Here is a 12,973-nt window from a genome sequence, read left to right as displayed (position 1 = left end):
AATACTAAAAAAATAATTCATCAGTTATTAATTCATACATTTGAAATTTCCGTATATGTCTCTATAAATTAAATATATGATTGGTCTTATATGCTAAAAAGGCTTAAAAATATTAAAGCTTTTGTTGATGCGGTTCGCTACTCCTTTCCTTTTCAGTTACTTCTGAACCATTTCAAGAAGAATCAGATCTTTTTACTGATCTGGCTGCTCCTCTTTGCCTTTATTACACAAAATGCCGGAAATATGTTCGGCATTCCCTATTTATTCCTGGACCCTGAATATATGTACAAAACCTCCGCACGTGGTTTTTTTATTCTGGGTATAGCCTTGGGCATATTTATAATGTCTTTCCATATTACCACCTACATCCTTGACAGTTATAGATTTAGCTTTCTCGGCACAGTACCAAGGCCATTTACCAAATTCTGCATTAACAATAGTATAATACCTTTAGTCTTTATAATAGTTTACCTGATCTCAATCATTCAGTTTCAGCTGAGCAATGGTTTTCAACCTCCGTTTGTTATTATACTAGAAGTACTTTCCTTGCTGTTCGGTATACTCATTACTGTGCTGATCATGTTTTCATACTTCTGGTCTACCAACAAAGACATCTTCAAACTACTAGCCGGTAACCTCAACACAAAACTTAAGCAAAATACCATTACTAGGGTAAATGTACTGAGAAAATACCGCAATGCTAAAAAAGACAAGTATTTTGTTACAAGTTACCTCTCTTCACCTATCAGCATAGCAAAAGTACCAGAATATAATAGTTTTGACAAACAATTGCTTTTCAAAGTATTTGACCAAAACCACCTGAACGCTGTCATTGTCGAAATATTTATAATTGTACTGGTGATTGTGCTGGGCATGTTCCGGGACATTGCTTTTTTCCAAATACCTGCCGGCGCTAGTGCCATCTTGTTCCTGGCCATTTTGATCATGATTACCGGTGCCTTTTCTTTTTGGTTGCGTGGGTGGGCCATCAGCACCATCATCCTAATGCTTATCACCATAAATTTTTTGGTCAAGAATGAAATAATCACTACCCATTACCAAGCTTTTGGCATCAACTATCAACAGCCTCCGGTCGATTATAATCTAGAAAAGCTCCAAGAAATCACAAACCCCATCACCTATCAGGAAGACTATAATGAAACCATTAAAATTCTGGAAAATTGGAGAAAGAAATTTCCGGAAAATGAGTTACCAAAAATGGTTTTGCTTTGCACCAGTGGCGGTGGACAAAGAGCCGCGGTGTGGACTACCAGAACCTTGCAACATGTAGACAGCACTTTAAACGGATCTCTGTTCAAACATAGCGCCCTTATTACAGGTGCTTCTGGGGGTTTAATCGGAGCTAGTTATTTTAGAGAGCTTTACCTAAGAAAACAACAAGGTGAAAACATTAATATCTATAGCGAAAAATACCTTGACAACATATCACGCGATGTCCTTAACCCGATTATATTTAGCATGGTTGTCAATGATTTCTTTATCCGGTTTCAAAGGTTCAGTGATGGGAAATACACCTATATCAAAGACCGGGGCTATGCTTTTGAACACCAGGTGCACACCAACACCCAATTTAAAATGGACAAACGTCTGAGAGACTATAAAGAACCAGAGCAACAAGCTACTATTCCTATGCTGATTATGTCTCCTACCGTAATCAATGACGGAAGGAAACTATATATATCTCCCCAAAACATCTCTTATATGTCTACGGCATCTACTGTTTCTGAAAAACAGAACCTGAATGCCAAAATAAAAGGGATTGAGTTTAGGAGAATGTTTGATGATCATGATGCCGATAATCTTCATTTCATGAGCGGATTGCGCATGAGCGCTACATTCCCTTACATTACTCCAAACGTGGAACTGCCAAGCAAACCTGCCATGGAGATCATGGACGCGGGCATTTCTGACAACTTTGGTATTCATGATGCAGTCAGGTTTCTCTATGTTTTCAGGGAGTGGATCAAAGAAAATACCAGTGGGGTTGTAGTCGTTTCTATTAGAGATTGTGAAAAAGATGTACCTATAGAAAAAAGAAAAAAGCCTTCCATTTTCACCAAATGGATGGCACCTATAGGAAGTATTTACAATAATTGGGATTATTTACAAGACTTTAACAATGACAATTTGTTGGAGTATGCACACTCATGGTTTGGTGCAGATTTAAATGTGGTTGAATTTGAATATATACCTAAGCCCAAATTATGGGGAAAACTAACCGAGAAAAAAATTAACCCAGACGAAGTAGAGGCTCATGGCGACAAAGCAGCACTTAGTTGGCACCTGACCACCAGAGAAAAAGAAAGTTTAACCAGAACTATTCATGAAGGGAATAATCAGGCGGCACTTTCCAAGCTCAAAATTCTGCTAAAATCAAGGTAAAATCATATATTTACCTTTTAGAAGCACATTCTATTTGTAATTAGCGTGAAAAAGCACCTGTATTTATATATTTTACATTTATCTTTCTTCCTACTGCTAATTACTCCTTGTTTTTCCCAAACAGAAGGCTTCTATAAATTTTCAGGACAAGTCACCGACGACTCCACACACCTAGGCTTTCCATTTGTTCTAGTAGAAGTAAATCAGGGGGAGAAATATCAATTTTCGGACATAGAGGGAAGGTTTGAGATAACGTCCCCCTCACCTATTCATAAACTGAAATTTATTCATCCTGGCGCAAAGCAGCATGTTGCCTTAAGCACGGACACCTTAACAGACAGTATTAACTTAGTCTTGCAGAAAGTCCGGTTCCCAGATAACCTTACTTCCACACCAGACGATGCACGAAAACTTATTGAAAAGGTATTAAAAAACAGAAAGCGCAATAACCCTGCGAAGCAAACTTGGGAGTCTTCGATTTATTCCAAGTATACAGTATCGGCTACCGATATACCTGCACCGCCGGACAGTAGTATTCTCAATAAAATTATATCTTTTTTTTCCATACCACTCAGAGGAAGAAAAAAAGAAAGCCTATTTTTGGTAGAATCTGCAAGCAAGAAAAAGCACTTAAACCGGCAAAACCAATTTGAAAAAATTACTGGAGCAAAGTCCACTGGGCTAGATGTGCCTATGCTGTACTCCTACGTCATCCCTTTACAATACACAACGGTCTATGACAAATTTATCAATATAGGATCTGACGAATATATCAGCCCATTAACAGGAAATCCATTCAGAAGGTATGCTTTTGAAATACTTTACACATTAAAACAGAACGATGACACCACCTATATTGTCAGGTTCAACCCACTGCCGAGAAAAAGCATCCAAGAGGTGAAGGGGTTCCTTTATATATCGGCAGCAGACTACTCTATTAAATACTTTTTGGCCACAGATGCTATAGAGGGCGCTTTATACCTGGAGCTGGCCCAGCAATATAAAAAAGTGGACAAGATTACAGTCCCTGACGTTACCGTTACCACGGCCATTTTAAAACAAAATAGAAGGCCTTCCCCCATGCTCTTAACAGTGCAGGGCAAAACATGGTACGATACCAAAGTACCGGAAGTAAGGTTTAAGAAAAGAGATTTTACTGAAGTTGTTCGGGCATATGAACCAGGCGTAACCAAACAACCAGAAGAGTTTTGGGAAAAACACCGTAGGGAGCCTTTGACACACGAAGAGCAAGAAGCTTATAAAGCCTATGACTCTTTGGGCAGGGACAAGAAAATCCAAACACTCCTTCGCTTGGGCGAAAGGATTCATTTTGGTTATGTACCATTGGGCAAAGTCAATTTTGACCTTAACAGGTTTATCAATTATAACGAAGCTGAAGGCACTAGACTTGGGTTAGGCTTTCATACAAACGAACATTTTTCCAGAAACTACTTCCTCCGCATGCATGGTGGCTACGGCCTTAGGGATGGAAGGTTTAAGTATGGAATAGATGGTTCGTATTTCTTAAATGGCAATCCAGATAACCACGTCAGTTTTATGTACGGTAGGGATTTGACAGAAGCCGGTGCAGTAGAGTTTCCTTACGACCTGCCACAGTATAATAGCGAAAGGTTGAGAAACATGCAGCTTGAAATTATGGACATGAGCAGAACTGTACAGTTTGCCGTCGGAAGGAGTTTGTTTAGGAACATGCAAGGGCAAGTAGCTTTGTCCCAAACAAGGGCACAACCCGTTTATGACTATGCCTTTCGCGACCATGAAGGGACATTTAACTTTACCGAGCTAAAAGCTGGTTTCCGCTTTGCTCCCGGGGCACAGTACTTCCGTGTTTCAGGACAAAAAATACCTGCCGGCTCGGAGTACCCTGTTTTTTGGTTTTTATACACCAGAGGGATAGACAACTTTTTGAACGGAGAATATGGTTTTTCGAAATATGATGTAAAAATCCAACAAACCTTTAGAACAGCCCGCTTCGGAACCACAGGCATACAATTACTAGGGGGAATTACTGTAGGAGATGCCCCTTACTCCCGGCTATGGAATGGTCGTGGTGCGCTAAAGGTACCTTCTATTGTCATTCACAATAGTTTTGAGACCATGCGGTATAACGAGTTCCTATCTGACCGGTTTGTGGCCTTATTCCTTTCGCACAACTTTGGAAAGATATTTTCTAATGACCCAAACTTCAGACCGGAACTGGTACTTTCGCACAACATGGGTATTGGCTGGTTAAGAACCCCTGAAGACCATTCAGGCATTGACTTTAAAACCATGGAAAAAGGCTATCTTGAATCAGGGTTCTTTTTGAACAAACTCATCGTGGCCAACATTGCAGGAGCTAAGGCAGGCTTAGGTTTTGGTATGTTTTTCCGTTATGGACCTTATGCAAACCGTCATTTACAAAACAATATGTTCTTTAAAATGGCTTTGTTGCTTTACGTTTAACCTAATTATACGGTTAATTCCGCCATGAGGAGCAAAATAATCAGCACTTTGTATCGAAAAACATTGTGCACGAAGCGCGACTGACTTGAACTTATTTTGCTGCGTAACAGAAAGCTCTATTGCATGTTTCAGGTTACACTTTTATTTAGGGCGCGCTGAAAAACGCCCAAAACATTGATCTGTTGATATTTGTATAAGAATTAGGAGGTATAGGTGCAAGGTTTTTTCGGTTATTTCTTATTTTTCCGTGCACATTAAAGTGAGAAACTTTTAATCCAATACTTTTTTGGGCTAGCCACAAGCGCACAATCTACTTTATGGCCTTACATTCGAAGTATTCCAATACGTCTTCATGTAAGGCCATGCGTATCTTGCACACTTGTGACTTTTTCAGCAGTCCCTATTTAAAAAGCAAAAACTCAACTTCCTGCCCTTTTATATCTTCCCTAATAATTAGATCTCCTTCGAAAGACTTTCTATATACTACTTTATTCTTTCTTACATAAGAGTTGTCTAACTGTTCCACAAACTGTCCTGCATGCGTCTTTTCGCTAGGGTTAAATGAAAAAAATTGCTCATTGAAAAGGGAGTTTTTTGTACTAGAGGTATAATAGTTTTTCACTTCCCCTTTTTCATCAAGAATAATGTTGTGCGCTTCATTTTTATACCAAAGCCTAAAAACTATTTGGTGGTCTAGCACATCCAAAAATGTACCTCGCTGGAAAGGAGTGGCCATAATGCGGAAAAAGCTATCGTCAATCACCTCTTCCGGCATTTGAAATTGCTTATTAAACACCAAGTTTCCATTCATATCAAACTTACTTACAAAAAAACCCTCATGAATATTGCCGACAGCCCTATAGCGGTTAGGTCCATACAAGCCATAAATGTATAAAGCATTTTTATCTGGATATAACTTTAGTCCTCCATATGCACCATTTTCATGAATGACGTGAACGTTGTTAATATGCTGGTCTACATCGTCATCTTTTTCTCCGTTGGAAGTCCCTGTCAAAAATGTACGAAAGTCGTTACTATTTACAATAGCCCCACCAGCTAAGTCCTTAAGATTATGCGAAGGCATTAAAAAATCACTTTTCAACGGCACCTCTATGTTTTGTTCACCTAATAAGGTACCATCTTGTGAAACCTTGGCAAAATTAAAATGACAGCGTTCTGCTATGTGTTTTGACAAAAAGTATAATGTATCTTTTGAATTCCCTGCCAGTTCCCAGAAGGATGCATTTTCAGGATCCTCAAGTTTTGGAAGTTGGGCATTAAATGCCCCAAAACTAAAACCATTATGGGCATAGCGGTTTATAATGATTTTTTCTTCGCCCCTCTTCTTTTTACGATGCTGTAAATCTTTTTCTGTAGCAATAAGATACAAAAAGTCATTGTCACAATAGATAGTTTGCAAGTAACCTTTGGGCAAATCATCTAAAAGATGTTCTTGCAGCTCTCCTTTATCATTGATTTGTGCCAGCCTAACAATGCTTTTTTCATTAAAAGGTTGATGGCCTGAGATTGTCAATAAATAAACCATTTCGCCATCTTTTGAGGAAACAAGGTATTCCTCATATTTACCTTTTTGACGGTAAGGAGACAAACGCACCTGCCATTTCTCTTGAAGCCCTCCCTCCATATATGTGATACGTATATTCCTATCTTTTAAAAAGTCAAGATCCCGACCTGTCTTCAAAATTATATCTCCAGAACCCAAGTAGGAGACATCCAAGAGCTTGCTTTTCTTATCTAATGGTATACTATGTGTTACCTGGGCATAAACAGCATTACTAAAAAAAATTAAACCCAGAAATAACAGTTGAACAAATTTCATATATAAATCTAATGTTAAAGCACCCCAATTACTCATTAGGGATTTCCAAACTTGCCTTTTAAACATCTAAGACACTAGCACAATCAAAAATAAGAAACGTCTATATCCTCAAAACTGATGTGTCTTCGTTTACTTATTACAAAGTTAATAAACAAAAAGAATCTTTATTGCTTCTGCTCCAAACTTGGCATGCTTTTTAGTATATTGTAAGTAGTGGTCAACAAAAATAAGTTTATAAATGAAATCATTACCATGGGTGATTATACTGATATGCCTTTGCCCATTCCGAATACTTGCTCAAAACCAACCGCGTCCTACCTCCTATGGACAATGGTTTATGTATTTTGGTGATAATAAAATCAATGACAGATGGGGCATTCACTCAGAAGCACAGTTTCGAAATTACCCGCTTACTAACACATTACAACAAACATTGATTAGGCCTGGCGTAAATTTTTATGCCACGCCTAACCTCATGCTTACGGCCGGTTATGCATTTTTGCACACCCACCCAGGTTTAAACGTAACTACAGCAACTTCAGTGACAGAAAACAGGCTATGGCAGCAGCTGGTCCTTCGTCAGAAACCTTGGATCCTCTCGGTAGAACACAGGTACAGGTTTGAGCAAAGGTTTATGAATAATCATGACACCAAATTAACAAATTACTCAAAACGCATACGATACCGTGTAAATGCGCTTCTACCCTTATACCACTTTGTGCCAAAATTAAACCACATATTTATTAACGGCTATAATGAGCTATTTGTAAATGTAGGGAAAGAACAGTCAGGAGGAGTTATAGACAGAAACAGGCTATATTTTGCTGCGGGATATCAGTTTAATCCAAAAGTCAATTTTCAAGTAGGATATTTAAAACAAGTAATTAAAATTCCGGGCAAAACCACTCCTGACATCAGCCATAATTTACAAGTCGGAATATTCTACAACACTGAACTTATTAAAACAAAAAAAATGCAACCATAGAGAGCGTATATAATTTCATTGTTCTCCCTATGTCTTCGAAGCATGATAAACATACTCGTTAACTAGGCCTACTGAAAAAGCCACAAATGTGCCAGATACATACTGGAACGGCTAACCCTTCAAACCGTCTTGGCAATTTTAAGTGTGCCTAGTTAATAAGGAAGTTTAACTATCCGGTCTGTCTTTTTTCCACTTTTGTTATAAAAAGTAATAAGGTACACCCCAGCTTTTAAAGCTTCTCCATAGGAGCTTCTACTTTCAGTATTTCCACTAAAAAGTGTTACACCTGCTATATCAGACACTATAAACTCAAAATGCTCTCTACCACGAGTTTTGATTTGGAATGCATTGGCAAAGGGGTTTGGGAAAACTTCAGGAAAGACTACATCGGAATTGCCTATAAAAATTATTTTACTCTCCTCGGTACTACCATCGTAATCTTCTGAAATAAGTTTATAATATGCCGATTCTAAAAAATCATGGTCTGTAAAAATATAACGTTGTTCGTCACTGGAATTTCCTACTGCTTCTACACTACCAATATGTTTAAAATCCATACCATTCAAAGCTTTCATAATCAGGAACCTTTTAGCATTCTGTTCAGTGGCTGTGGCCCAATGAAGCAAGGCTTGGCCTTTTCTGGACGCTCCCTTGAAATACAGTAATTCGACAGGCTGTGCATCAGAACATCCACCTACCTCAGCAACCACAGGCAACCTGGCACACCCTGTACCGACACGAATCCGCACATTATAAAAAAGCGGGTATCTATCATTGTTCATGACCCAAGGGGCATTTCCTGTAAGTTCCACAACATCCTCAACGATATAAGGAAGACCGCCATTTTCAGCTCCGTATACCAAACGTCCAGAGGATCCATCTGCATCCATTAAATAGCTGCCTGGCTCGAGTGTTATACCAACATGAAGCCGAACCTTGCCTACTTCCACCGCTTTCTCTACCACTTTCAGCACTTCGCCATTTTTAGTTATGCGCACTACCAAATCTTGATCGTCCGAAGCATATACCGTTACGGAGTCTAGGTACAACTCACGTTCCACAATCAAACGCATCATTTTATCTTCACTGTCAAAATCAGAAATATTCCATACTTGACCGTCTCGCTCCAATTTACCAGTATGAAAAACTTCTTGAGTATTATCCTGCACGTAAAAAGTAGTAGTTTCTTCAACAAAGGGGTCATACTCTTGTCCCCCATGTAACAGCGTCCCCCCTTCAGGAGCTGTATACCAAGCAAAAGGGCCATCTTCCGAGCTTTGAGGAATAACTTCCAAAAAAGCCACCCCAGGCTCAGGAAGGCAATCTCCCACCCCTTCAGGAAGCGCTGAACTTATGTTTGCCATAACCTCTACCGGTTCACAACCATCTGCGCTAATATTAACGACATAGTTACCGGCAGCACGAACTTCTAAATAAGGAGATGTGTCGCCTTCTAAGGGCTGATCATTTCGATACCACTGAAAAGTGTATTGTTCAACAGGCAAACGTGTATCTAGTAAGATCTCCGCAGGGTCACAAAGATTGTATTCTGTAGTTAACTCAGGTTCTGGAATGGTTGCATATGCCCTAACGCTATCCTCACGTACACAACCTAAAGAATCTACCACTACCCGGTACTTTCCAGTTTCAGAAATTTCCAACTGCCCACTGCTCTCCGAAAGCAAAACACCATCTTTATACCATTGAAAACTTCGATCTGTTTCATCTAGTTGAGTATTTAACGTTAACGTCCCCTCAGTTCCACAAAAAGAAACATCGCTATTCAAATCAGGTGCAGTACACTCAGGGGGGAACACTTCTTCAGGAGTGGTACCGATCTTAATATCATCAAACCAAATAAAACAATCTACCCCAGGCTCCCAACCAGGGCCGGATCCACCGTGAAAAGTAGAAAAATAGAAATTATCAACTTTGTCTCCGTTATTTACAAACCTCAAGTTTTCTACCAACAAGGCATGTTCGCCATCTACCCATAGCTCCACCTCACCGTCATTATTATCGCCAGTATTAACCTTAACCCTTTCTATAATATTATACCATTTGCCTTTCTCAAAATGAACGACATCTCCATTTTCCCATGTCAGGTTATAGTCCGTGCCACAGTTGCCAGGCTTGTCCATATCATACAGATAAAGGACAGCCCTACCTTCAGCACGCCACATGAGCCTTGCAGAAAACCCATTATATCCAGTACATTCGCTACATCCACTACAGTTGCCCCCTCCTGCTAGTCCAGGCAGTTTTCCTCCAAAACTACTGGAGCCCCAGCTAAAATTATCACTAAAGCGCAACCAGTAAGAAACATAATACTCATCCCGGGGCTCAAGGTTCAACGGAGCTTGCGCACCTGAGTTGGCAGGACCCACCCCGTCTTCAGGAAATAAGACCCTTAATGAGTTTTCGCCAGAAACGGCATATTGGTTATCGACAAACGCTCGGCTTTGGTTAAAACCATTGACCCACCTTGGATCAAACCCGTCATCGATCCAAGAATCCATAGTATATTCATGACCAGAAGGGAAACTCTCGAAGCCATTGAATTCCTGGGCAGAGCAATTCAATGCACAAAAAAATAATGCTATAAAAAACAAAAGTTTCCTCATACCATATAAGCTAACGCAATACAATATAAGGAAACCAATAAAAAATATTACTTATTTTCGACAAACCTAAAAAACACCCCAAAAAGCATTATAAAACAGGCCTGTATATCATTTTTCCTCTTTTTCTTTAGGTAAAATATTAGTGACAATATTAACCGTTTCGCGATGGTTACTGGCATTAGAAAGAATGGTTACCACCTTATTCTGTCTTCCTATCTTATTTTTAGAATTAAAAACAACTTTAATATCTCCAGACTGTCCTGGCATAACAGGTTGTTTACTCCAACTTGGAGCTGTACACCCGCAAGTAGTAACTACATCGGAAACAATAAGGGGTTCAGTACCTGTATTTTTAAAAACAAAAACATGACTCACTGTATCTCCCGTCACAATGTCACCAAAGTCTTTAGATTTTTCAATGAAAGTGATTTCAGGCCCCTCTTTTGACTGTTTCTCTTTTTCCTCATTGTTTTGCGCCGAAATACTGTTCAGACCAGCGAACAAACAAAAAATAACTACGAATACCTTTTTCATCTTACTTAATTTTATAATACAATATCAAATTTTGATATAAAAGTTCAACATAAATTATGTTATGACGGGCAATATAACAAAAAATCAGAAGCGTCTGATTTGAAATTGTTTTGCCACGCAATAGAAAGTTCTAATGCATATTTCAGGTTCAAAAAAACCTATCATCAAAGTTAAGCAAATATAACTCTTTTCCAGCTCTAGTAACGGCGGTATATAACCATCTGATATATTCTTCATTGATCATTTCTTCTTGTAAAAAACCCTGGTCCAAGAAAACCGCCCCCCACTGTCCGCCTTGAGCTTTATGACATGTCAACGCATATGCGTACTTTACCTGTAGCGCATTAAGGTACTTATCATTTTTAATATACATCGCCCGTTTTCTTTTGGGCAAATCCATATAGTCCTCAGATACAGAATCATACAATTTCCTATATTCATCTCCCGACAAGGCAGGCGCATTAGAATGAAGCACGTCAAGGATTACGAGACTTTCAAAAGGAGGCTGCTCAGGATAGTCTTTTAGGTGCAACTCTAACAAGGCAAATCTATAGCCATGCATTTCAATAAACTTTCTTATTTTGCGCACCTCCACAAAATCACCATTGGCAATAAAGTCAGCTTTGTGATCTTCAGGCAAAGCGACATAGTTGTTCTTCACCACCATCAACAAATCACCAGCTTCTACCTCTTCCTCCCGAAATTGAATAGCCTGACGTATATACTTATTATAATTAACAGCAGCCTTATTAGACCTGCAAATTACTATATTATCATCAGGTCCAAATTTATCAATGGCATAGCGAAGCCCATCCTCGATTTTATCAGGCGTTATCCTATACAAGTCGCGATACCCCCTTGTTATAAATTTAAAGTCAAAACCTTTTCCGTTAACTTGCTGTCTGAGTCTTGTTGCATTGAACAATATACCTGAATTGTAATCCTGCCTTACCACTTCCGTCAATTCATAGTCGACCACATGCATTTGGTAATAAACAGCCAAATAAGAAGGGTCTAATGCAGGGCTTTGCTTTTTTCCTACCGGAGGAAGCTGCGCTGGATCACCGGTAAATATTATCTTATTGCCTTTTTTGGAGAATACATAAGTTATCAAATCAGCCAACAAACTACTCCCCCCATACTCTGCATCATCTGATATCATAGAAGATTCATCTACAATAAAAATGGTATTTGAAGCCGTATTCTTTTTTCTTTTGAAAGAAAATTGGCCAGTGGCAGCATCCTTGTCCCGGATAAATATTTCTCGGTGAATGGTACTTGCACTTTTTCCTGAGTAACCAGCCATTACTTTAGCAGCCCGACCCGTGGGTGCCAAGAGCACATAATCATACCCATTGACATGGTTTACCAATTGGCTTAACAGAGTCGTTTTTCCGGTTCCTGCATATCCCTTCAAAATATAGGCCTGCCTTACCGAATCACCGTTTGAGAGAAAAGCATCTAACAGATAGCAAGCCTCTTCTTGTCCTTTAGTTGGGGCAAATGGAAATCTTGAAAGAATTTTTGACGAAGCAGACATTCAGAAATGCATTTTGTAAATTGCAAAAGTATGGAAGATCTAAACAAAGAAATAGAAAAAGTATTCGGAAACAAACTTCGTGTAAGAGTTTCCGGCATTTGTATAAAAGACGATAAAATTTTACTGATCAGGCACAGTTCTTTAGGCCCTAAAGGTATTTTATGGGCGCCTCCTGGTGGCGGGATCCATTATGGAGAATCAGCAAAAGAAACACTAAAAAGAGAATTCTTAGAAGAAACAGGGTTAAAAGTAGAGGTAAATGAATTTCTTTTTGTACATGAATTCATGGAAAAACCGTTACATGCCATAGAACTCTTCTTTAAAGTTACTATTCTATCGGGAGAAGTTGCCCTAGGCACAGATCCGGAGATGACACAAAACAATCAAATCATTAACGAAGTTGTATTTCTCAGTTTTGAAGAAATTAAGAAAAAAGACCCTTTAATTTTTCACCATGTAATAAACCTTTGCGGATCAACAGAAGAAATTCTGAACCTCAGAGGATTTATAAGGGGACAAAGCAACTAAATTAAATTAATCTAAGAAAAAATGAAACTTTTTCTTCACTACCACGAAAAACT

At 39.0% G+C, this 12,973-nt stretch carries 8 protein-coding genes; 4 read left to right on the top strand and 4 right to left on the bottom strand.

What is annotated here, in order from left to right; translation table 11 throughout:
* Window positions 1-90 precede the first annotated feature (90 nt).
* Together RCC89_09950 and RCC89_09945 are read left to right on the top strand one after the other, a co-directional pair.
* A complete protein-coding gene (locus RCC89_09950; GenBank protein ID WMJ73482.1) occupies window positions 91-2,403 on the top strand; it encodes a patatin-like phospholipase family protein in 2,313 nt (770 codons plus the stop codon).
* Window positions 2,404-2,448: 45 nt separating this feature from the next.
* On the top strand, window positions 2,449-4,869 hold the full coding sequence (locus RCC89_09945) for a DUF5686 family protein (GenBank protein WMJ73481.1): 2,421 nt from the start codon (window positions 2,449-2,451) through the stop codon (window positions 4,867-4,869).
* A gap of 400 nt (window positions 4,870-5,269) precedes the next feature.
* On the opposite strand, the gene RCC89_09940 is transcribed toward RCC89_09945, so the two are convergent.
* On the bottom strand, window positions 5,270-6,709 hold the full coding sequence (locus RCC89_09940) for a hypothetical protein (protein ID WMJ73480.1): 1,440 nt from the start codon (window positions 6,707-6,709) through the stop codon (window positions 5,270-5,272).
* 238 nt (window positions 6,710-6,947) lie between these two features.
* On the opposite strand from RCC89_09940, the gene RCC89_09935 reads away from it, so the two are divergent.
* Window positions 6,948-7,694 (top strand): DUF2490 domain-containing protein, encoded by a 747-nt coding sequence (locus RCC89_09935; GenBank protein WMJ73479.1) that lies wholly within the window; start codon window positions 6,948-6,950, stop codon window positions 7,692-7,694.
* Between the two features lie 152 nt (window positions 7,695-7,846).
* On the opposite strand, the gene RCC89_09930 is transcribed toward RCC89_09935, so the two are convergent.
* The 3 genes from RCC89_09930 to RCC89_09920 all read right to left on the bottom strand — a co-directional run bounded on the left by RCC89_09930 (window position 7,847) and on the right by RCC89_09920 (window position 12,392).
* Complete coding sequence (locus RCC89_09930; GenBank protein WMJ73478.1) at window positions 7,847-10,318, bottom strand: T9SS type A sorting domain-containing protein; 2,472 nt, start codon at window positions 10,316-10,318, stop codon at window positions 7,847-7,849.
* 108 nt (window positions 10,319-10,426) lie between these two features.
* The gene (locus tag RCC89_09925) at window positions 10,427-10,852 is read right to left on the bottom strand and encodes a DUF1573 domain-containing protein (GenBank protein WMJ73477.1); all 426 of its coding nucleotides are present in this window, start codon (window positions 10,850-10,852) and stop codon (window positions 10,427-10,429) included.
* Window positions 10,853-11,000: 148 nt separating this feature from the next.
* Complete coding sequence (locus RCC89_09920) at window positions 11,001-12,392, bottom strand: AAA family ATPase (protein WMJ73476.1); 1,392 nt, start codon at window positions 12,390-12,392, stop codon at window positions 11,001-11,003.
* Between the two features lie 30 nt (window positions 12,393-12,422).
* Here RCC89_09920 and RCC89_09915 point away from each other — a divergent pair, with 30 nt between their 5' ends.
* On the top strand, window positions 12,423-12,920 hold the full coding sequence (locus tag RCC89_09915; GenBank protein WMJ73475.1) for an NUDIX domain-containing protein: 498 nt from the start codon (window positions 12,423-12,425) through the stop codon (window positions 12,918-12,920).
* Window positions 12,921-12,973: the final 53 nt, after the last annotated feature.

This window comes from Cytophagaceae bacterium ABcell3, from assembly GCA_030913385.1.
GTDB lineage: Bacteria > Bacteroidota > Bacteroidia > Cytophagales > Cytophagaceae > ABcell3.
The sequence above is the reverse complement of the archived record's forward strand: the minus strand, read 5'-3'. Positions and strand labels throughout refer to the sequence as shown.